Annotated in this window: 29 protein-coding genes; 10 read left to right on the top strand and 19 right to left on the bottom strand. The window is 41.0% G+C overall.

The annotated features are described in order from the left end of the window. Positions 1-166 precede the first annotated feature (166 nt). Entirely contained in the window at positions 167-778 is a 612-nt protein-coding gene (locus KP77_RS02845; protein WP_041121193.1) for a hypothetical protein, read from the top strand. Positions 779-1,058: 280 nt separating this feature from the next. Beyond that, positions 1,059-1,298 carry a hypothetical protein gene (locus KP77_RS02840; RefSeq protein WP_041121192.1) on the top strand — a complete coding sequence of 80 codons (240 nt, stop codon included), beginning with the start codon at positions 1,059-1,061 and terminating at the stop codon, positions 1,296-1,298. Between the two features lie 334 nt (positions 1,299-1,632). Here the strand turns inward: KP77_RS02840 and KP77_RS02835 are convergent, their stop codons facing one another. Next, a complete protein-coding gene (locus KP77_RS02835) occupies positions 1,633-2,217 on the bottom strand; it encodes a hypothetical protein (protein WP_041121191.1) in 585 nt (194 codons plus the stop codon). A 160-nt stretch (positions 2,218-2,377) separates the two neighbouring features. Between KP77_RS02835 and KP77_RS02830 the strand changes: the two genes are divergently transcribed. Continuing rightward, positions 2,378-3,382: an NADP-dependent oxidoreductase gene (locus KP77_RS02830; RefSeq protein ID WP_041121190.1), complete on the top strand. Its 1,005-nt coding sequence runs from the start codon at positions 2,378-2,380 to the stop codon at positions 3,380-3,382. Between the two features lie 135 nt (positions 3,383-3,517). On the opposite strand, the gene KP77_RS02825 is transcribed toward KP77_RS02830, so the two are convergent. Genes KP77_RS02825 through KP77_RS02815 form a run of 4 tightly spaced genes read right to left on the bottom strand, consistent with a single transcriptional unit; the run spans position 3,518 to position 5,071 of the window. Next, positions 3,518-3,697 (bottom strand): YjzC family protein, encoded by a 180-nt coding sequence (locus KP77_RS02825; protein WP_041121189.1) that lies wholly within the window; start codon positions 3,695-3,697, stop codon positions 3,518-3,520. 5 nt (positions 3,698-3,702) lie between these two features. Beyond that, on the bottom strand, positions 3,703-4,653 hold the full coding sequence (locus KP77_RS02820; RefSeq protein WP_052473927.1) for a DUF2515 family protein: 951 nt from the start codon (positions 4,651-4,653) through the stop codon (positions 3,703-3,705). Then, complete coding sequence (locus KP77_RS18055) at positions 4,650-4,787, bottom strand: hypothetical protein (protein WP_160289494.1); 138 nt, start codon at positions 4,785-4,787, stop codon at positions 4,650-4,652. The genes KP77_RS02820 and KP77_RS18055 overlap by 4 nt, the downstream gene beginning before the upstream one ends. A 23-nt stretch (positions 4,788-4,810) precedes the next feature. Then, a complete protein-coding gene (locus KP77_RS02815) occupies positions 4,811-5,071 on the bottom strand; it encodes a hypothetical protein (RefSeq protein ID WP_041121188.1) in 261 nt (86 codons plus the stop codon). Between the two features lie 152 nt (positions 5,072-5,223). Here KP77_RS02815 and KP77_RS02810 point away from each other — a divergent pair, with 152 nt between their 5' ends. The 5 genes from KP77_RS02810 (at position 5,224) to KP77_RS17475 (ending at position 7,647) form a co-directional block, all read left to right on the top strand. Beyond that, positions 5,224-5,412, top strand: a complete 189-nt coding sequence (locus tag KP77_RS02810) for a hypothetical protein (RefSeq protein ID WP_041121187.1) — start codon at positions 5,224-5,226, stop codon at positions 5,410-5,412. 104 nt (positions 5,413-5,516) lie between these two features. Continuing rightward, positions 5,517-5,735, top strand: a complete 219-nt coding sequence (locus KP77_RS17780) for a hypothetical protein (protein WP_084218566.1) — start codon at positions 5,517-5,519, stop codon at positions 5,733-5,735. 46 nt (positions 5,736-5,781) lie between these two features. After that, complete coding sequence (locus KP77_RS02805) at positions 5,782-5,964, top strand: hypothetical protein (protein ID WP_152614650.1); 183 nt, start codon at positions 5,782-5,784, stop codon at positions 5,962-5,964. A gap of 84 nt (positions 5,965-6,048) precedes the next feature. Then, positions 6,049-6,897, top strand: a complete 849-nt coding sequence (locus KP77_RS02800) for an Hsp33 family molecular chaperone HslO (protein ID WP_041121185.1) — start codon at positions 6,049-6,051, stop codon at positions 6,895-6,897. Positions 6,898-6,918: 21 nt separating this feature from the next. Then, positions 6,919-7,647, top strand: coding sequence for a MerR family transcriptional regulator (locus KP77_RS17475; RefSeq protein ID WP_052473926.1), 729 nt, complete (start codon positions 6,919-6,921; stop codon positions 7,645-7,647). An 83-nt stretch (positions 7,648-7,730) separates the two neighbouring features. Here KP77_RS17475 and KP77_RS02790 read toward each other — a convergent pair whose 3' ends face one another. From KP77_RS02790 to KP77_RS02755, 7 genes are all read right to left on the bottom strand, one after another. Continuing rightward, positions 7,731-8,381 carry a DUF2268 domain-containing putative Zn-dependent protease gene (locus tag KP77_RS02790; protein WP_160289493.1) on the bottom strand — a complete coding sequence of 217 codons (651 nt, stop codon included), beginning with the start codon at positions 8,379-8,381 and terminating at the stop codon, positions 7,731-7,733. A gap of 218 nt (positions 8,382-8,599) precedes the next feature. Then, the gene (locus KP77_RS02785) at positions 8,600-9,064 is read right to left on the bottom strand and encodes a GNAT family N-acetyltransferase (RefSeq protein WP_041121183.1); all 465 of its coding nucleotides are present in this window, start codon (positions 9,062-9,064) and stop codon (positions 8,600-8,602) included. Beyond that, a complete protein-coding gene (locus KP77_RS02780; RefSeq protein ID WP_041121182.1) occupies positions 9,065-9,766 on the bottom strand; it encodes a class I SAM-dependent methyltransferase in 702 nt (233 codons plus the stop codon). Positions 9,767-9,814: 48 nt separating this feature from the next. Next, on the bottom strand, positions 9,815-10,168 hold the full coding sequence (locus KP77_RS02775; protein WP_052473925.1) for a GNAT family N-acetyltransferase: 354 nt from the start codon (positions 10,166-10,168) through the stop codon (positions 9,815-9,817). Between the two features lie 7 nt (positions 10,169-10,175). Continuing rightward, entirely contained in the window at positions 10,176-10,664 is a 489-nt protein-coding gene (locus tag KP77_RS02770; protein WP_041121181.1) for a site-2 protease family protein, read from the bottom strand. A 15-nt stretch (positions 10,665-10,679) separates the two neighbouring features. Next, positions 10,680-11,003: a DUF3784 domain-containing protein gene (locus tag KP77_RS02765; RefSeq protein ID WP_052473924.1), complete on the bottom strand. Its 324-nt coding sequence runs from the start codon at positions 11,001-11,003 to the stop codon at positions 10,680-10,682. A 306-nt stretch (positions 11,004-11,309) separates the two neighbouring features. Continuing rightward, positions 11,310-11,762, bottom strand: coding sequence for a hypothetical protein (locus KP77_RS02755; RefSeq protein ID WP_041121179.1), 453 nt, complete (start codon positions 11,760-11,762; stop codon positions 11,310-11,312). 165 nt (positions 11,763-11,927) lie between these two features. Between KP77_RS02755 and KP77_RS02750 the strand changes: the two genes are divergently transcribed. Next, positions 11,928-12,197: a hypothetical protein gene (locus KP77_RS02750; protein WP_041121178.1), complete on the top strand. Its 270-nt coding sequence runs from the start codon at positions 11,928-11,930 to the stop codon at positions 12,195-12,197. 170 nt (positions 12,198-12,367) lie between these two features. On the opposite strand, the gene KP77_RS02745 is transcribed toward KP77_RS02750, so the two are convergent. Both KP77_RS02745 and KP77_RS02740 read right to left on the bottom strand, forming a co-directional pair. After that, positions 12,368-13,591: an MFS transporter gene (locus KP77_RS02745; RefSeq protein WP_084218563.1), complete on the bottom strand. Its 1,224-nt coding sequence runs from the start codon at positions 13,589-13,591 to the stop codon at positions 12,368-12,370. A gap of 58 nt (positions 13,592-13,649) precedes the next feature. Next, entirely contained in the window at positions 13,650-14,222 is a 573-nt protein-coding gene (locus KP77_RS02740) for a DUF2087 domain-containing protein (RefSeq protein ID WP_041121177.1), read from the bottom strand. Positions 14,223-14,611: 389 nt separating this feature from the next. On the opposite strand from KP77_RS02740, the gene KP77_RS02735 reads away from it, so the two are divergent. Then, positions 14,612-15,058 carry a hypothetical protein gene (locus KP77_RS02735; RefSeq protein WP_041121176.1) on the top strand — a complete coding sequence of 149 codons (447 nt, stop codon included), beginning with the start codon at positions 14,612-14,614 and terminating at the stop codon, positions 15,056-15,058. A 247-nt stretch (positions 15,059-15,305) separates the two neighbouring features. Here the strand turns inward: KP77_RS02735 and KP77_RS02730 are convergent, their stop codons facing one another. From KP77_RS02730 to KP77_RS02710, 5 genes are all read right to left on the bottom strand, one after another. Beyond that, positions 15,306-15,860 carry a class I SAM-dependent methyltransferase gene (locus KP77_RS02730; protein WP_235420646.1) on the bottom strand — a complete coding sequence of 185 codons (555 nt, stop codon included), beginning with the start codon at positions 15,858-15,860 and terminating at the stop codon, positions 15,306-15,308. A 150-nt stretch (positions 15,861-16,010) separates the two neighbouring features. After that, on the bottom strand, positions 16,011-16,361 hold the full coding sequence (locus KP77_RS02725) for a DUF2200 domain-containing protein (RefSeq protein ID WP_041121175.1): 351 nt from the start codon (positions 16,359-16,361) through the stop codon (positions 16,011-16,013). A 25-nt stretch (positions 16,362-16,386) separates the two neighbouring features. Continuing rightward, positions 16,387-16,989: an AAA family ATPase gene (locus KP77_RS02720; RefSeq protein WP_152614648.1), complete on the bottom strand. Its 603-nt coding sequence runs from the start codon at positions 16,987-16,989 to the stop codon at positions 16,387-16,389. Continuing rightward, positions 16,982-17,209 (bottom strand): type II toxin-antitoxin system Phd/YefM family antitoxin, encoded by a 228-nt coding sequence (locus KP77_RS02715; protein ID WP_041121174.1) that lies wholly within the window; start codon positions 17,207-17,209, stop codon positions 16,982-16,984. Before KP77_RS02715 ends, KP77_RS02720 begins: the two co-directional genes overlap by 8 nt. Before the next feature lie 208 nt (positions 17,210-17,417). Next, positions 17,418-18,284 carry an AraC family transcriptional regulator gene (locus KP77_RS02710; protein ID WP_041121173.1) on the bottom strand — a complete coding sequence of 289 codons (867 nt, stop codon included), beginning with the start codon at positions 18,282-18,284 and terminating at the stop codon, positions 17,418-17,420. Positions 18,285-18,287: the final 3 nt, after the last annotated feature.

The raw sequence follows: 18,287 nt of genomic DNA, 5'->3' as shown, positions 1-18,287 counted from the left end.
AACTGATTAAACGCCGCGGTTATGGGTATCGCAATGAACAAAACCTGTTTCATCGCATTTGTTTAGAAACAGGTTCCCACGACTTTTGGTGATGAACCAGGAAATTGAAACCTTTTTACAATTCTTTCGTATATAAGGTAATTACAAATCGAAAAGGAGGCAAACCATGAATACTTTTCACGAAAACAAAACAATGTTGAGCAAATTGGCCGGTATGATGTTTTTTGTCCTCTCTGTTTTATTAATCACAGGCTGTTCAGATACAGGAGCAGCTGAAGAAACTGATAAAAGTAAGGAAGCCATTCAGGCAGTGATTGAAGAAGAGTTCAATGGCCCTGATGAGACATACATTGAATTATCCAATACTGCTATGGAATTACAGCAGGAGGCTCAGAATCAGGAAGAATATGATGTTTACCTGCAGAGTCCTGAATATCAGGAATGGGAAGATTATATGGCTGATACTTATGCTGCTTATTTTACTGAGGATGGATATGAGGATTTTTTAAATGTCACACCTGCATATTTTTATAGTCATTATGAACATGACTATAACATGAGCACTTCTGACATCGAAATCACCCGAAGCGAAAAGAATCCAAAAATATATCGTTTCACTTTTACAGTTGAATATGAGAGCGGTAACAGCGGAGCAGAACAATACGATCTTGAGGGAGAAGCCATCACAACTGAAGAAGGAAAGATTGAGCGGATTATGTATGGGGATCGCGGAGAATTAAGACAGAGGCTTTCAGATGACTCGAACAATCAGAATTGATGGCTGATGGGCAGGTGAAGGAATAATAACTGAACCTGAAGGAATCAAGTGGCTGTGCTGAAGGAATAAACGCGGACAGTGATGGAAATATGGTGATAACAAGGTCGCTGATGGAATAAATTCTAAAATCGATAGAATAATTTTTAAATTGAAGGAAATAAATACAGCACTGAGGGAATTACAAATCAGCCTGAAGGAATAAATTCCACGCTGTAAGGCTGTCCGCCCAGCCTTTCACCCCAATTCAGCACAAAACCATATTGATTCACAAGGAGGAAATATGGATCCAAAAAAACTAATCTACGCAACATTTTATATTATAGGACCGCTTCTCTACTTCACGGCCTACACAACCATACAGTATTTCAACGGAGCCCCTATCGGAGAGACAATGAGTGATGCGCTCTCAATCATCGCACTCTATTTAATCGGAGTGTCGATTCTCTGGCTGTTCACTATGGACAAGCTTGAGCAGGCAATTGAAGCTGATCGGAAAGCAAAGCAGGCGGATCAGAATTGAAATGCAAAAGCAGATCATTATATCCAAATGTTCAATCGCGTTACAATATGGGTATTTCATCCTATAAACAATCATTCAAAACAAAATCAGAAGCGAGTTTTAATCACACGCTTCTGATTTTTGCCTATGCAATTGAATTACAATGCCAAAATAGTTTTCTGGACACAAGGGGGTTTTAGCTAACTCCCAGATAAGAGGGGTTTACTTATTCTTTATTCAATAATAATCCTCTTACCGGACATCGTTATGTATACTATACGTAAATGCATACACTGGGCGATCAGTGCTGTGATTGATTATTTTCTTTTTGCATGTTCAATAAAAACCGGATTGGTTATTTTTTAATTGGCTTTTTCAATAAAGCCGGGGCAATCAAGAGCATAAGCAGCGCCAGAAGGTAAGAAATGATTCCTACATAGAACGCGCCTGTTGATTCTGCCATTCTTTCAAAAGCACTTCCCCCTAACACAGCTGCAATAAAAATAACGCCAAAAATCAGAAAGCTGGCTTTAGCTATTGCTGATTTGTGAGGTCTTTTCCAGGCACGGAAGATGACTTCACGCTGCCACAGACCTGCAGCCATGACAGCAAAATAAAGCGTCATTAACATCCAAAAAAGAGTTGAGCCAAAAGTAATTCTGAAAATCGGAAACACAGCAAAGATACAAAGGCTGCTCATCGTCATCATATATGCTGTCAACGAACGATACCTGACAATTTCCATTCCATTTTTCCACCAACGCCACGATATAATTAACTGAATACAAGTGATGATCGCAAAAATCAGTAAAAAAAACGGCCATTGATTATTCAATGGGATCATACTGAATAAGATACCAAGGATTCCATTTACAATTAAAATAGCAGATGCATTTCCATTGAAAAATCCCTTTACATCTCTGTCACTAACGAAATTCATTTGAAATCCTCCTTCTCATAAAGTTGAGTGATTAATATATTTTTACGCAACTGACTGTTAAAAGTTTCAACATTTATCCAGAACAAATCGTTTTAACTTTATGTTCAATAAGATTAAGATATGGGTATGACATATAGACACTCACTGGAGGGATTAGATCATGCAAAATACCATTCAATTAATTAACCGACCAAAAGGTACACCGACACATGATGATTTCAAGTTTGTAGATGCGCCGATCGGTTCACCTGAACAGGGTCAAGTACTGGTCCGCACGGTTTACATTTCCGTAGATCCTTATCTTCGCGGAAGAATGAACGAGGGCAAATCCTATATTGAACCGTTTAAGTTGGATGAAGTGCTTTCAAGTGCTGTGATTGCGCAGGTTGAAGAATCCAAGTCAGACCGCTTTTCAAAAGGTGACGTTGTCATCGGTTCACTTGGCTGGCAGGAATATTCTGTTGTAAAAGAAAATGAAATCCGTAAAGTCGATCACAAGCAGGCACCTGCCTCCGCTTACTTAAGCGTACTCGGTATGACAGGCCTGACTGCGTACTTCGGACTTCTTGATATCGGTAAACCTAAAGAAGGCGAAACAGTTGTCGTATCAGGTGCTGCCGGTGCAGTTGGTTCTGTTGTGGGGCAAATTGCTAAAATTAAAGGTGCACGTGTAGTAGGAATCGCAGGATCTGATGAGAAAATCAGCTACCTGAAAGACGAGCTTGGCTTCGATGCTGCGATTAATTATAAAACGGAAAATGTTTATAAATCACTGAAGGAACATTGCCCTGATGGCATTGACGTGTATTTTGAAAACGTAGGAGGCGAAATCGGCGATGCCGTACTGCCACTTCTGAACAACTTCGCCCGTATTCCTGTCTGCGGTGCAATCTCAGGCTACAATAAAGCGGAACGGGATATGGGACCTCGCGTGCAGGGCTATCTGATCAAGACCAGCTCACTCATGCAGGGCTTCACAGTCGGCAATTATTCTTCACGCTTCAAAGAAGGCGCAGAAGCACTTGCAGGCTGGCTTAGTGAAGGAAAGCTGAAGTACGAGGAGACTGTAACAGAAGGTTTTGATCATACAGTCGATGCTTTTCTTGATTTGTTCAAAGGGAAGAATCTTGGTAAGGCAGTTGTGAAGGTTAGTGAGATTCAATGATAGTAAACGATCGTTTCTAACCTATTTATAGTAATTGTTTTTATTGATACAATACGGTTAACAGAACCCACCACGCCTCTTAACAATGCGGACCAAGGTGGGTCATTTTTTATATTATGGGAAAGTTTTCTGAGATTAAGGCTTTCTCTTCGGCATCCAAACCCTATTCTGATTTTTGGTTTCAGGGAATTCATCTCCAGCCTCAAGTTTGATCTGAGCCGGATCGTTAACCTGACTTCCTGTTTCACCTATTTCAACATAATAGCCATTGTTCGGTGCTTTCTGACCCGGCTTAAACTGATGGTTCTGCCCCACATTTTTCACTCCTTTTCCCCTTTAGTATGAGCTTCTTTTATAAATTTATCTTTTAGAGATAGCAAACCCGCACCTGTCCTTACGATCGCAAGCGTACTAGCATATTTTCTGGTGACATCAAGCTTTTCAGGCAGCGTAACTTCCTCAAAATATTGAAGTGCACCACCGGTTTGATACCAGTCTTCATTCGTAAAAACGTGCTCATGGTTTTCCCATGCAGTATTTAGCTCAGGACTAAAAATACCCCTGCTCTGCCTTGAAGAAAATACGTGTGGCCAATAGTCCGATCTCGACCCTGTATGAGTTTTACTCTCAACAAAACGCAAAATGTTTTTCAGCTGGTAAGGAGAGGCATACAGCATGCCATACAATTTCTTACCAAGCTCTATTCTTTGTTCGAGTGGAGCAAAATGACTGACGTTCAACCCGATTACTTTTACACGTTGATCCACCTCATAAGGAAAAATCACATGGTTGAGATGAAAAAATTCCTGATATTTAAAGAGTAAAGATTCATACACATGCGTGCGGTAATACGCATTCGATATCAGACGTGTTTCGATATAATGCTGTTCATTAATAATTAATGCAATCGTTAAAAGCTGTGAATGTTGATGTTGCAGAAATGTTTGCCAGATAGGCTCCATAAAAGCTGATACACCAAATTGAGGAAGCAAATGCATATAGTTCTTATTCTCTTCCTTGCTTTTTTCATATAACAGTAGCTGCGGATAGGCGTCATGAAAAATAAAGGCATTGGCTTTCTCTAAAAAACTGAAAAAGTCTATTCTGGACTGTGCTGTAAAAACATGTTCAAGAAGACTGCCCTTTAAATCGGTCATATTCCAGCCGCCGTTTCTCGATACCAGATGCGCAAGTAGAGCCCAATGAACCTCGGGGTGCTTACAATAAAATTCAAAATACGCTTTCGTTCTGGTTACATTATTGAGGTTCAATAAGACGACTTTTTTTCAATATCTGAAACGATCGCCTCTTCAACGGGAAGCGGATGAGGTGCTGGTTCAGCCTGCTCTGCCCAGAGCCTGATACATTCTTCTTCTTTTGTGATCGTTAATTTGCCGGTAGACATCGATTCAGACCCTTCTTTCATAATTAATGAAGTTGATTCAGCGCATCTTTATTTTTATTCAATCTATCCTGCAGCTCCTGCACCGGTTTACTGTCACCTCTCGCTTGCATTGCATTCGTACAGCTGCGTTCCGCCCTTTCAATCTTTTCAAATGCCTCCTTAATTCTTTCGTATACAGGGTTTGTTCGCGCCTGCCTTACTGCTTCTTCTGCATTTTCAACTGAATTGTGAATCTGTATAATCACCTGATCCTCTTTCCAGCTAACATCTGTCTGCTGATCCATTTCTGATCCCTCCACTGTTTTCTATTTATTACGATGGCTGTCAGGGATCATTTTTATGCGTTTACTGAAAAATTTGGATGAACATTTAATAAATAAAATCAGCGAGGCTGTCCATATTAGTAAGGTACCTTATAAAAAAGGAGGTTTTTCTGTTGAGTCGTTCGAATCATCAAACGCCTTCAAAAAACAAAAGATCTCTTCCCCAGACGCCAAAGGGAATGAAGGTTGAGCATGAAAGAAACAGGACTGAGGAATTTGCTCAGGAACTGGGTCTGCATGGTGAGACTGATTCTGATTGCGGATGCGGGGTTAATAAGGACAAGCAGCATAGTAACAGGTAAAGCAAAGAAGTCAGGTTTCGGCCTGACTGCTTTGTTGTTCAATTTACATATTTTCGAAACTTCTTCTCCCTGAAATCGTACGAGTAACAAAGGGAGTGACTACCATGCCAAGATGTACAAACTGTCATACTAAATGGAACCAGCGTGATATCTGGAGGCTAGGCTTTTCAAACAATGGCCGTGACTGCCCTGTCTGCGGGAAGCGGCAATATATTTCCTCTGAGTCGCAGCGCATTATGACGATCGGATTTTGGAGTGTATTGTTCATTCTTATTTTCCCTTTTGCAATTAAACTTAGTGATCAGGATGAACCGTTGTGGTAAGAAGCTGTAAAATTATACTTTTACCCGGAAAGGGTGTGGAAGTCAGATGATGAAGATTTTCAAGCGTTCTTTGCTGATAGGTGTTTTGATTTTTACATTTGCTGTAATCATGCTGGATATTTTTGATGCTTCTCGACCATTTCTGACTGCTTTGATCATTGCGCTGATCATATCTGAGATTATCTTTGCTTACCGGATTGACCAGTATAAAAAGAAAGAAAATATTTAATAAATGTATTTTACTCTTGAACCTTACGTAACGTCATGTTTTATAGTGAAGTCAACGTCAGTTTATGTATGGGAGAGAGTGCAGATGAGTAATCAGATTAATAAAACGTTAGTCTTTGATGGTCAGGTACGTTTATATTTTGTAAATAATACAGAGCTTGTTCAGGAGCTTTTTGAATTACATGAGAATACTCCACTGCCGCTCAAGCTTATGCTGGGTAAAACTGTATCAGCTATGAGTATCCTTTCAGGAAGTTTAAAAGGGCAAGAACGAATGAATTTGCAGATAACAATGAGTCAGCCTGCATATCAGCTTTTTGCTGAGACAGAAGCGAATGGAAATGTAAGCGGATATTTGAATGAAGGTCTTTTAAAAGCTGAAGTTTATGAAAATGCTTTTATGAAAGACGTGATTGGTCCGAATGGCAGGATCCGTGTGATTAAAGGTACCGGAATGAATCAGTTCACAAGCTTCACAACGATGCCAAATCAGGATATCGATCTGGATATTGCGAATTATTTTGCTCAAAGTGATCAGACGCCTACTTTTATACTGACTGAACTTCAATTAAATGAGAATGCTGAGATTCAATCAAGCAATGCAGTGTATGCCCAGCTTTTACCCGGAGCACCTTCCGCCCTGCTTTCTTTAGTCAAACATGCTTTTAACCAGCAGCCTAATCTGGTAAGCAGGTTAAATACTGCTTTATCTGAAGAGTTAGAAAAGCGATTTGAAAACGTAAAAATGATTGGTTCCAGCTCAACACAATTCTTTTGCGGCTGCACAAAGGAAATGTTTTACGGCATGCTGCTGTCAATGAATGAAGAAGAGATAAAGAAAGCGATTGAACAAAATGAAGAGATTGAAGCATTTTGTCATATTTGCGGTAAAACGTATCGTTTCGGACAACAGGATTTATTCAACTTACTTTGAGGGATCATGGAGGGCAAACAAATGAATGAGCTGTGGAAAATTGGTGAGGTAGCTGAACTAACCGGCCTTACGATCCGTACATTACGTTATTATGATCAGATCAAGCTGTTTTCACCTTCAGAGCATACTGAATCCGGTCATCGTTTATATACAAAAGAGGATTTGATCCGTCTTCAGCCAATCCTGTCCATGAAGCAAATGGGCATGCCGCTTGAAGATATTCATCATTTAACATCAAACAAACCGGAGCAGACTGCTGCAGATGTTCTTAAAACTCAAATTCAGCGTGTCAAACAGAATATCCAGGCTCAACAGACGCTTCTAAAGGAACTTGAAGGTGCTCTAAGAATTACCCAGAGTAATCAGATGATGACCATTCAGGAGCTCACAAGACTGATGGAAGCGATGAAGCTGAGTAAAGAAAAATATTTTACGAAGGAACAGCTTGAAAGAATAAGGGAACATTACGACACACTTGATTCAGATACCCTGTCAGCTGCACAACAGCGGTTTGAAAACCTGATCTCCCGAATCCGCATCGAAATACAAAAAAGCACTTCACCTAACGACGGTTATGTACAGCAGCTTGCAGCTGAATGGAATGAGATGATTAATACTTTTTCAAAAAATGATCCAGCACTTCGACAACAGGCCGAGCAGTTTCATGCTGAAAATCCCGGGAATAACCTGCAGTTTGGGATGGATGTGGAAGTGTATCGATTTATAATGGAAGTACTTGAAGACTCTTGACGGCATAGAAAACAAAATAGACAAAGGTCTATTACAAACACTTTTCTTATTCAGTTATAGCAGCTCGTACGGACATTGCTCATTTATGATATTTGTTCATATAACGCTACTATTTCTTCTGTCTTTTTATACGATAGCTCTTTTAAGGAATATCCTTTCTGCAGTAATAGTGTGATGATCATCACTCCAAAGAAGTAGCCCGACTTCCCGGGAAGATCTGAGTCTGCGTTAGCCATAAAGTATTTAGCAAGGAGTTCAGGAGATAATGGGCTGTCAAAGTCATTTGTCATTTCAGAAACAATCCGTTCAGTTCTCTTTTGCAATGCTTTATATTCTTCAACAGTTATCATCATTGTGCTGGAAAGGTTCTCATTTGTCAGTCGCAGATTATTCATCACAAGCGGTGTGAGTACGGCAAGACCTTCAGCTACTGTCAGCTGTTTGACTGTAAGATGATGTAGATCTTCTACATTCTTTAAATACTGAAACCGGCAAAGGTGATTGAATTCATGTGGAATTAATATACTCAGATCAGAATGATTCATTCTCTCAAGACCAAAAAACAAGAACGGCTTATCTGAAATCGGTGCCGCTCCATCAATCCCATCCAGTCCAACAAGCATAAATACATCAAATGCTATATCCATATTAAAATAAACCATGCATTGCCTGACCATGATCTCTATCTCTGCAACAGGATGGCGTTCCAGAGAATATTCAGCCCGCCTCATCATTTCTTTTAAATCCAAGGTGTTTATGTAAGAGCTCAGATCATCCAGGGTGCTCATATATATTTTTTTAAAGAGCACATCAAATATAGTCTGATATTCTTTATAGTAAGACAACCAGCACTCGAAGTTACTTTCATATAGAGATTCCTTTCGAACAATTGACTTGAAGTGGGTTAATCCAACCGTTATATTTACTGCCACCCCTCCTAATCTCTCCTTATTTAAGTACACTCACCTCTATAAATCTTCACAAAAAAAGACAAAGATAACTGTGAATTGATTTTGATCTCTCCTGTTTTCTTAAAACGATTCTTTAAGTAAAACCTAATTGCAGGAGCATTCTTTGAAGCAGTCGCTACCTTAATCGTTTCCCTCTGTGAACGCGACTTCAAATCCGTCAGCAGCTGCTGTGCGATACCCTGTCTGAAATAATGTGGACTTACGATCAGCCTGTGAATATCAACTTCATTTTGTTCAAGTTTAAAAGAAATAACCCCTGCCAGTTTCTCATCGATAAAATAGCCCAAAAATACTTCTCCTGATTGCTGCAGGTCAGCGGCTGTATCTTTTAGCGGAGGCAAATCCTGATACCCGATGATGTCAGCTTCGATTTTATAAGAAGATAGCTGTAGCTGAAGCACTGCTTCCGCGGTTTTGTTATCCTTTATATCAATGTTTTTGATCATTTAACTCTTCCTCACCACATACGTAATCGCATTCGTCTCAAGTAAAACCTTTCTTTCTCCGCGAACTATCTCGTATACAAGTGGCTTAACCAATTCACGGAGTACTTCCCACCCTGTAAATGCGCGCTCCAGGTTGTTCATCATGACGGCCGTAGAAAGATTCACTTCCATCAATGCATCCAGCTCTTCTCCAGTAAAAAGATCCGTTTCTTTCATCTCAGAGTTCACAATCAGACAGTTGATGCCACATGGCTTTGTACCATCTGCCATCCGCTTTAAGACCTCTTCAAACTCTCTCTCAGAAGCAGTATGCTCAAGCGCTGAAACGGCAACAATTAAGTCATATTGTTCCGTGCTGATTTGATATTGACCTATATCTGCCTGATGCAGTTCAATCTCCTCTTCAACGTCAAATTCTTTCCGGTACTGATTCAGCTTTACAATCGCTGAATCTAACAAATCCACACATATCACTTTTCCGTTATGCGGTTTGACTGCCTGTGCCAAAGGTATACTGTTCCTGCCAACACCGCAACCAAGGTCCAAAATCAGTGGATGATCTTTTTCAACCATATGGAGCAAATCCATCACTGTTTGAACAGGCTTATAAAGCCATGAGCCCTGTTCAAATAATTTATAGTTATCATAGCAATAATCATGATATTTCTTCTCTTCGCTTCTGATATGATTCAGTCTGTTCAAGTTGTGGACCTCCCAGAAATATAATGGCGGATAAAATCACACTCACTATCAAATATTTGCAGCCGCTGTCCCGATCCCTTCCCCCCACAACGTAGGCTCACCGATAAACTGATCAATGCCGTAAACGTTCTGATTCTGATCCAGACCATATGTAACGAAGTCATCCTGCTGAATCGGATAATACTGAATGTAACCAATCGGCTGATTTTGATAGATGGCGATACACGACGTAACATAATGCGATCCTTCTATTCTTGGTCCGTACTTCCGCCGGACTCTTGCCATATCAGAAGGGGGTTCTTCGTAGAACTCCAGCACCTGCGGATTGTTCAGCCATTTAACCATGTGATCAAAGTCACTGGCTGTCATCAGCCTGATATGCAGATCGCCTTTTTCGATCATGACCGTCTCACCTCTTCCATATATCAGCAAGCCACTTCCCATCACTGTCATACCCAGTAGAATATGTAACCGGAATTAATGCTGAAATCATTAACACTGCTGTAAATCCAAAAAAGTAACCATCTAGGAAGTGGTGATGATTTGTATAGACCTTGAATATGATTAAACCCGCAATAGACAATAAATTAAACAAAACTCCTCCCAGCGCTACGAATGATAATCTGATTTTATGGCGATTTTGATCCAGTTTATTGTCATACCTCAGCATCCCCATCATAAAGAACACTTTATTTACCTGTATGTATTTGCCCACTGTAAACAGCGGATCACCAATTCCGACTTCAATTTTTTCAACCTTTCCACCAAACACCCTGGCAAAAGCGGCATGACCGGCCTCATGAATGCATACATTTAATGGCTGAAAAATAAATAGCGCTACGATATAACCAATCAGCATTTCAAACACATCAGCCACCCTTTCAAGAACATGATTCAATCCTGCTTAAAAGGGTTATAGCCCCTTTTTAAAACGATCACCTGTATTGCTGTAAACGACTGCGAAGATGATTAAAACAAATAGGAGTACGATTCCCACACCTAACAAAATCGGGAAATTCAATATCTCACTCAGCCCAAACAGCAACAAGCTAAAGCTCACCCCGTACATGATCTTTCCCATGAACTTGCATAAGGCAACTTCATCATACTTTGCTTTCTCATCTTCAGGCATCGTATTGTATCCCGCGATCAGTGAGGCACCTTTCCCTCTGGAAAATACCACACCTATGATCAAAAAAGGCACCATCAGCACGAAGTTCACAATTGCTGCTTCCATGGCAGTCACCTCCTGAAAGAACCATTGCTATTGGATTTTTTTCTCTTGCGAATTCTCTGTTTTATATACTCAGCGATCAGAACTGCGAGATAGGAAAGCGATATAATCTCCAAAAACAGAGTAGCTCCCAGGCCGGGAATCAGGCTTAGTAGAAAAGCTGTGAGAGAGGATATGGCGTATGCGATCAGGTCTTTGAGATCTTCACTCTCAATGAGCTTATTGAAAGCGTAATGCGCCATTAAGACACCTGCAGCCGTTACCACGATTAATAAAATCAAGTAAGATAAGAATAAGATCATAAGTCTGCTAATACCTCTTTCGCACAACCGGCTGGAATCCGCCTAACTCAACAGCAAGCTTCTCACCGTCCACAGTCACCAGATAATAATCCTCTTCATCCATCGGCTGAATATCTGTGACTGCTTTTCCCTTCTTCCCGAAAAATTCCGTGATTTCATTCCTTTCAGTTTCATCTAAAGTGCTTTTTCTGACCGTAACTTCCGGAGTCTGCTCTTCCACTGCCGGTTTTTCTACATGTGTGGTGAGGATTTGACGATTGTGGATCGACTGAAGCAATTCAATAATTTCTCCAAGCCCAATAAAGATCATCCCTGTTATAAACCCGCTGAAAAAAGTCAGCAGCATTAAAAATGTCGGATTAATCAACGGAAGCTGAATGAAAGTAATCAGGACAGTTAATCCAAAAATGACATAGCCAATCATCTTCAGCAATGATGCAATTCTGTTTTCCTTAGGCATGACACAAACACTCCTTTAAATTTCCAACTATGCTTATACTTCTCAGTTTAACCGAACCGAAATACTGATTCTACTAAACTGTGGGTTTTTTCTAAAAATTCTCATTCCGTAGTTCCTGATCATATTATTTGATGGTAGGATATATCTGTAAGGAGATGATACATAATGGAAAAATATCTGCAGGCAGTGTCAATCATGTTTCTGGGCGTTTGTATAGTAGCTGCCGCCTGGATCATGTCTCAGGGGTTGAATGAGGAATCGGCTCCGGTTGAAAATAACAGCGAGCACAGATATGAGCTGATTTCACCGAATGAGAATAACCTCATTATGTTTGATCATGAAACGGGTGAATACTGGAGAACATTTATCGAAGCAAACGAAGGTCCGACCAGTTGGGAGAAAGAGTATTCTCCGGTTGAGGATCGCGGGGAATAGAAGACTGCAGATTGACCTACCAACTCATTGTAAATATAGAAATCAAACATTCTGAAGTGCCTGATAGGTGTGCTGATGCTGATTGGATAGGTGATTGGGATGCTTGCTCAAAAAAGGTGACAGGTGGCGGTGAGGATTCTTCAGTCACCTCTTTTAACAATACACTACCCTTATCCTGCAACATGACGCCCTCTTCTCAGCCGACTTACAGACCAGCGAAAGTTCACCATTTTAAAAGTAATAAAGAACAATAGCGCAAATCCGATATAAGCAGTCCCGACTATAACAGAAGACTGCAGCGGTGAAAACCATTCAACCAGAAACCCGGCCCCGACCATAGAAACGCCCATCGAACCATTCTGTACCATAGACAACGTGCCAAACAGTGTACCGCGTTTTTCAGCAGGAAGGACTTTCATCAGCACCGTATCAAAACAAATGTTGCTGACACCTCCAGTCATTGCGATCATTTTCGCAAAAATCAGTGCCTGCCAAAAGGACTGGGACTGACTGAGCACCAGATGTCCGGCCCCTTCAAACATGATCATCAGTACACCAAGCAGAATATAGCTTCCTTTCAGCCTTTTCATCACTACAGAACTCAACATCAGACCGGCACCAAGAGAGGCATAGATCAAGCCGACACCCAGATCTCCCTGTTCAAAGACATCCAGCGCAATCAAATTAAAAATGACATTATCTACTCCATTTGCAATTGGCATTAAGAGCATGACCATAAGAAAAACGCGCAGCAACGGCACCTGCAGAATCAGCATCCCTGTTTCTCTAAATGCAACATGACCTCTATCCGTGTCTGACTGTTCTGAGCGGATTCCAATTAGCCTCTTAACAAACAGCGCAGCGATAACCAGGCAGACTGCATGAATCATAAATAATACGTAGACACTCGTCAGAAAGGAAATTACTCCTCCTAAAAGCGAGCCAATCACGAGCGTGAGACCAATGACATTTTGCTCAAGTCCGTTCACTGCAAGGAGATTTTTCCGCTTTACAATGTCAGGAATAAAGGAATATCGCGCAGGCTGATAGATCGCTTCCCCAACAGCCAGAACAAATGAACTGACATAAAGCAGCCAGATAGAATCAGATGTCATTGCAAACAGCGGCAGGACGGCAAAAGGTGTTCTCAACAAATCTGTATAGTATAAAATCTGCGCTTTATCATACCTGTCAGCCAGCATCCCGCTGATTGGAGCAAATATAATCGTCGGGAGGATCCTGACTGCCATTAAAGAACCTAAGACCAACCCTGATTCCGTTAACAGGTAAATGAGCGCATATACACCCACCTGTGAAAAGCGTGCACCAACCCCATTAGTCAAAGCACTCAGAAATAAATAACGATAATGTCTTTCTTCACTTAGCATTTTCATAGTCTCCTCCAATCTAATTAGATACTTATCGAATTAGTAAACAAAAAATGAAGCCTGCTTAAACAGGCCACATTTCCGGTGGATTCAACTCATATATCCCGTCCTGTCGGTACATGAACTGGGCCATGACAAACTCACGGCGGACAGTTGCGAAGTCCGGATAAAATTTCTTAATATGCTCATTCAGCTCTGCTTCCTTATAACTCCTGCCGGCTTCAAGATCTCTCAGCATATATTCAAGCAATATCAGTTTCTTTTTACGTTGGGCTGGAAGAGACTTCAGCGTCCCATCCGCATTCGTAAAGTTTTTAATGATCTTAGCTTTTTCACCTCCATTAAGCTCAAAGGATTCAAACATCTCATCCCCGCCAAGCCTCACTATCGAACTTACCATCTGCTCAAGCTTCCGCTCATTCAGATAAAAATAAATCGTATTCTTCTCTCTTCTCTGATACACCACATCTATTTCTTTCAGTTTGTTGAGATGATGTGTAATCGTCGGCGGCTTCAGTCCAAGCTTTCCCGCAATGGCCTGCCCGTGAAGCGGTCCATTTTTGAGAAGAACAATAATTCTGATTCGGGTTTTATCACCAAGCGTTTTATAAAATGAAACCAGTCTGATTAATTGAATGGGAATTACCTCCCTTTTGTTTTATCTAATTAGATGGTAATCGAATTAGCTTGACTGCGCAAGATGTAATTTTTTGAAGGGAGAGGAGGGAGCCATGCGATCGGGGTTCCTTCAGTGTGGTTAATTTTCTTTCAGCACATCTCCAATTTCCTTCACTAAGTTCCAGGGTTTCATCATTTCAATATTTTCCCCTTCGCCCCTCTGCTACCAGTAACTAACTTAGCAATACCGCTCTGCCTTTTGTAAGGGCAACCTTCTTCCATACCGACAATACTCTATTGCCACACTACGCCTCAGGTCCTATCCCAAATACAGCTCAGGGTCATCGTGTATGACTGAGATAAGTGGTAATATATTACACATCAAGTATTATATTAGGAGCTGAGGAAGTGAAGAAACTCTTTTTTGCAGCAATATTAATGATGGGTATTTCTATCATGTTAATGGGGTGCAGCAGTAATAAAGAAAACGATGTTAACTGGGACCTTGAAAAGGCACAGAAAATTGATATCGTGTCAGCTGATATTGCTGAAGAAGTGCTGAGTACACTTAATCATCAGGAGGAAATTGACAAGTTCGTGAACCGCCTGGAGATTCAGGAGTGGGATAATGATGTTCTACCTTCAGATGCCGTAAAGAGCCATACTTTTTTAATGTATCAGGAAGGTACAGTAAAACCCGGAGATGCTGCTGCAAGTAATAATGAGCTTAACAAAGTCGCTTCTATTACTTCTTTTGAGGGGATTCCATTCATTGAATTTCAGACTAAAAATATGAATTTTATTTTTCAAATTCCCAACGATGCTGCTGAATACCTCTGGAATATCGAACCTTAACGAAGCACTACAAAAAGGGCCTCCCGCAATCAGCAGGAGGCCTCTCACTCTATCTATTCTCAGCAACAATTAAAAACCGATGCTCTTTAGATTCAACATAACCCTTTTCCTCCACCATTCTCTGCAATTCCATCAGCTGCTCCAGCTGCTTCTCAACTGAAAACCCGGGAAATTCCCATTCAATGATCTTAGCGTAGTAAACGATTGCTCCAACATCATAGAAGCGTAGATAAGGAAATGCTTCTTTCTAATCTAATAGATCAAAGCCTGCATCACAAAACTTCGCAGCTTCATTTTTAACAGCAAAACCATCATACTCAGAACGATAGCCCGGCATTAAAAATGAAGAAAGCCATTCATTATTCCGGCCGCCCACCTGCTGGGTAATGAATAGTCCGCCCGGCTTCAGAATTCTTTTAACCTCCGAGACATCATACGCTTCATGACGGTTAATAATCAGGTCAAATGTGTCATCTGCAAACGGCAGGACAGCATCATCGAAAACCTGCTCTACCTGAATACCAAGTGGTTCAAGCTTTTCCCGGCATAGCTCCACATTCGGCTCCCATGCCTCTGTGACAGCAGTCTTTTCATACGGATGCCCAAGCTTCAGCAGAAATTCTCCGCCGCCTGTTCCCATATCAAGTAATTGCATGTCATTCTGCAAAGCATTTAATACAATGTTTTTGTAGTCCCAGGGAATAGCCTGTTCCATTGTTCGGCCTTCCAGCCTGGAAAAATCCCACCCTGAGAAACCTGCTTTTTCTTCCTTTAACCAATCTTCAATATATGTTTTCATCATAACCGCCCCTTTTTCATTTAGTAATTCAATGAAAATGGTGCAGCCATTCGGATAGCTCTATTCATAGCCTGGCACAATCCGCTATCAGAATGTCTGCACCAGGCGGTTACCTGTTTTTAAGTTCATGAATAGGTCACCCCTTTCAACGTGTTACGCCCGTAAAATTTTCTCCATCTTTTTCCCCTTGGCCAATTCATCAACCATTTTATCCAGGTAACGAATCTCCTGCATGATCGGCTCTTCAATATCCTCCACCCTCACACCGCAAATCACACCTTTGATCGCTTTTCGGGAAGGGTTCAGTTCAGGCGCCTGTTCAAAAAACGTTTCAAATTCAGTTTTCTTCTCAATCTCAGCCTCAAGTTCTTCCTGACTGTACCCTGTATGCCAGCGTATGATTTCATCAACCTCTTCTTTTGTACGGCCTTTTCTCTCCGCTTTATTAATGTAATGAGGATAGACACTGGCGAAGCTCATTGTGTAGATTTTGTGTTTAGTCATCATGCTTCATCCTTTCTGTAAACTTTTATAAAAGCGATAAGTACACGAATGCAGAATTACTCTTAATTTCTTTCATTATCTGATCAAGATTGGATAGCTCTGTATGTGTTGTATCATATAGATAACGCTGCTTTAAGCCTTTTTCTTCAAATTCCTGCACCAATTCCAGGCACCTGCCACCCATTTGGTGATCTTTGATTCTCTCTGCGTCTCTTTTCAGCAATTCATCACGATCCGCCCACAGCACAACATACATGATCTCTAAGTCTGGCATTTGGCTGGATACACGCTGCGAAAATAATTCAACTTCTTCTGGAAAAGCTACGTAATCAATGACGACATTTTTACCAGCCTCAATGAAATTAATACTGAGGTCCGCGATATTTTTCCAAACCAGTTCCAGTGAGGCTTCACTTTCCCATGGAGGAAGGTACCCGCCGACCACCATATGATTGATCACATCACCTTCAATATAAGCACTGTGCTCAAATGATTCAGCCAGCATTTTTGAGGTTGTCGATTTCCCGACACCTGCTGGTCCGGATATGATATAGATTCGCTGTATAATGTTCACCTGCTTTGTTGATGTAAATATATTGTAGCAAAAAGGACGTAATTTCTTATTCATTTATCTTAATTTGTTCAATTGACTCAATTAATTTGATCGCATTCTTTGGATTGCGCATCAAATAAATTGTTTCCATCAAACGATTGTATTCCTCCTCCGAAATTACAACTGCATTTTTACCATTGTTTCTTGAAATGACTATAGGTTCACTGTTTTGATGAACCTGATCAAGCACTTTTTTAAAATTTTTTCGTGCATTGCTGTAACTCATTACTGCCATACATGACAGCCTCCCTGATTCACATTCATATTTTAAGGGCATTATGATCGAGCCAGCTCAGCCACGTATGGTCAAAATAGCTTCCACCATTAATCGAAAACCATTCCTTCATGACTATAACCTTCTACTTTGATGTAAGAATCCCTGCCAATTTTCTACACTTTTCCAAAAACAGACCTGACCAAATTGGCCAGGTCTGCTGTATTCATCATTTCTTTTTAACAGGGATCCAAATCTCACTCCTAAAATCCGGCGAAGTGGTGTCCGGCTGCTCATTCCATAGAATTTCAGGTCCTTTTGTCTGCTCGAACTGATTGGAAGGGAACCATTCCGAATAGATTCTGCCCCAGATATTTTGCAGTGTATCAGGGAACGGGCCGACTGCTTCAAACACTGCCCAGCTGGAAGCCTGAACTTCCAGGCAGTCAAAATGATCAGGACAGACTTCGGTTGATGCCACACCTATATAATGGTCAAGCCCGCCCTTTTCTTCCATTCTGCCTTCTGAAAAGTTTACAGAGGCACTGATCATTTCTTTGGGTTCGATATCCGAAAGCTGCTTTAACTCCTGAATATGCTCTGCAGTCAGGCTGTGCCACATTTTTTCAATCTCCGGGTTCACGCCATTGAATACGATCGGCACCCTCTTTTTCAAACCAATCATACGAAATGCATCTTTTTCCACAATGCGTACATTCATATTGTCTCCTCCTCTGATTGTCAGCTGGAAGGTCATTGGAGAGAATGATTTTAACGCTTGATTTGTTGTTCTTGCTTCTGCAGGTGTGATGCCATGATAGCTCTGAAACGCTCTTGAAAAAGCATCAGCCGACTGGTACCCGTATTTCACTGCCAGATCGATGACCCGATGATCCTGCAGGTCAGAAACAGCAAGCGTCAGCCGTCTGAAACGTATATATTCAGATAACGAGACACCCGCAAGAAATGAAAACATTCTCCGGAAGTGGTATTCAGAACACCCTGCCCGCCTCGCAGCTTCTTTCATCTCAATCTCAGCCGTCAGATTTTCTTCAATATAGCTGATAGCTTCGTTAAAATCTTTTAATGTATTCATTCT

The organism is Jeotgalibacillus alimentarius, assembly GCF_000829445.1.
Taxonomy (GTDB): domain Bacteria; phylum Bacillota; class Bacilli; order Bacillales; family Jeotgalibacillaceae; genus Jeotgalibacillus; species Jeotgalibacillus alimentarius.
The sequence above is the reverse complement of the archived record's forward strand: the minus strand, read 5'-3'. Positions and strand labels throughout refer to the sequence as shown.

What these genes read in the sequence shown, in the direction of transcription:
- KP77_RS02800 (WP_041121185.1), top strand. Translation starts at nt 6,049, where the DNA reads ATGAGTAATCAGATTAATAAAACGTTAGTCTTTGATGGTCAGGTACGT.
- KP77_RS02730 (WP_235420646.1), bottom strand. Translation starts at nt 15,860, where the DNA reads ATGATGAAAACATATATTGAAGATTGGTTAAAGGAAGAAAAAGCAGGT.
- KP77_RS17780 (WP_084218566.1), top strand. Translation starts at nt 5,517, where the DNA reads ATGCCAAGATGTACAAACTGTCATACTAAATGGAACCAGCGTGATATC.
- KP77_RS02805 (WP_152614650.1), top strand. Translation starts at nt 5,782, where the DNA reads ATGATGAAGATTTTCAAGCGTTCTTTGCTGATAGGTGTTTTGATTTTT.
- KP77_RS02755 (WP_041121179.1), bottom strand. Translation starts at nt 11,762, where the DNA reads ATGCCTAAGGAAAACAGAATTGCATCATTGCTGAAGATGATTGGCTAT.
- KP77_RS02775 (WP_052473925.1), bottom strand. Translation starts at nt 10,168, where the DNA reads ATGATCGAAAAAGGCGATCTGCATATCAGGCTGATGACAGCCAGTGAC.
- KP77_RS02830 (WP_041121190.1), top strand. Translation starts at nt 2,378, where the DNA reads ATGCAAAATACCATTCAATTAATTAACCGACCAAAAGGTACACCGACA.
- KP77_RS02715 (WP_041121174.1), bottom strand. Translation starts at nt 17,209, where the DNA reads ATGGCAGTAATGAGTTACAGCAATGCACGAAAAAATTTTAAAAAAGTG.
- KP77_RS02835 (WP_041121191.1), bottom strand. Translation starts at nt 2,217, where the DNA reads ATGAATTTCGTTAGTGACAGAGATGTAAAGGGATTTTTCAATGGAAAT.
- KP77_RS02710 (WP_041121173.1), bottom strand. Translation starts at nt 18,284, where the DNA reads ATGAATACATTAAAAGATTTTAACGAAGCTATCAGCTATATTGAAGAA.
- KP77_RS02725 (WP_041121175.1), bottom strand. Translation starts at nt 16,361, where the DNA reads ATGACTAAACACAAAATCTACACAATGAGCTTCGCCAGTGTCTATCCT.
- KP77_RS18055 (WP_160289494.1), bottom strand. Translation starts at nt 4,787, where the DNA reads ATGTCTACCGGCAAATTAACGATCACAAAAGAAGAAGAATGTATCAGG.
- KP77_RS02765 (WP_052473924.1), bottom strand. Translation starts at nt 11,003, where the DNA reads ATGGAAGCAGCAATTGTGAACTTCGTGCTGATGGTGCCTTTTTTGATC.
- KP77_RS02750 (WP_041121178.1), top strand. Translation starts at nt 11,928, where the DNA reads ATGGAAAAATATCTGCAGGCAGTGTCAATCATGTTTCTGGGCGTTTGT.
- KP77_RS02845 (WP_041121193.1), top strand. Translation starts at nt 167, where the DNA reads ATGAATACTTTTCACGAAAACAAAACAATGTTGAGCAAATTGGCCGGT.
- KP77_RS02785 (WP_041121183.1), bottom strand. Translation starts at nt 9,064, where the DNA reads ATGATCAAAAACATTGATATAAAGGATAACAAAACCGCGGAAGCAGTG.
- KP77_RS02745 (WP_084218563.1), bottom strand. Translation starts at nt 13,591, where the DNA reads ATGAAAATGCTAAGTGAAGAAAGACATTATCGTTATTTATTTCTGAGT.
- KP77_RS17475 (WP_052473926.1), top strand. Translation starts at nt 6,919, where the DNA reads ATGAATGAGCTGTGGAAAATTGGTGAGGTAGCTGAACTAACCGGCCTT.
- KP77_RS02840 (WP_041121192.1), top strand. Translation starts at nt 1,059, where the DNA reads ATGGATCCAAAAAAACTAATCTACGCAACATTTTATATTATAGGACCG.
- KP77_RS02720 (WP_152614648.1), bottom strand. Translation starts at nt 16,989, where the DNA reads ATGAATAAGAAATTACGTCCTTTTTGCTACAATATATTTACATCAACA.
- KP77_RS02815 (WP_041121188.1), bottom strand. Translation starts at nt 5,071, where the DNA reads ATGGATCAGCAGACAGATGTTAGCTGGAAAGAGGATCAGGTGATTATA.
- KP77_RS02790 (WP_160289493.1), bottom strand. Translation starts at nt 8,381, where the DNA reads ATGATGAGGCGGGCTGAATATTCTCTGGAACGCCATCCTGTTGCAGAG.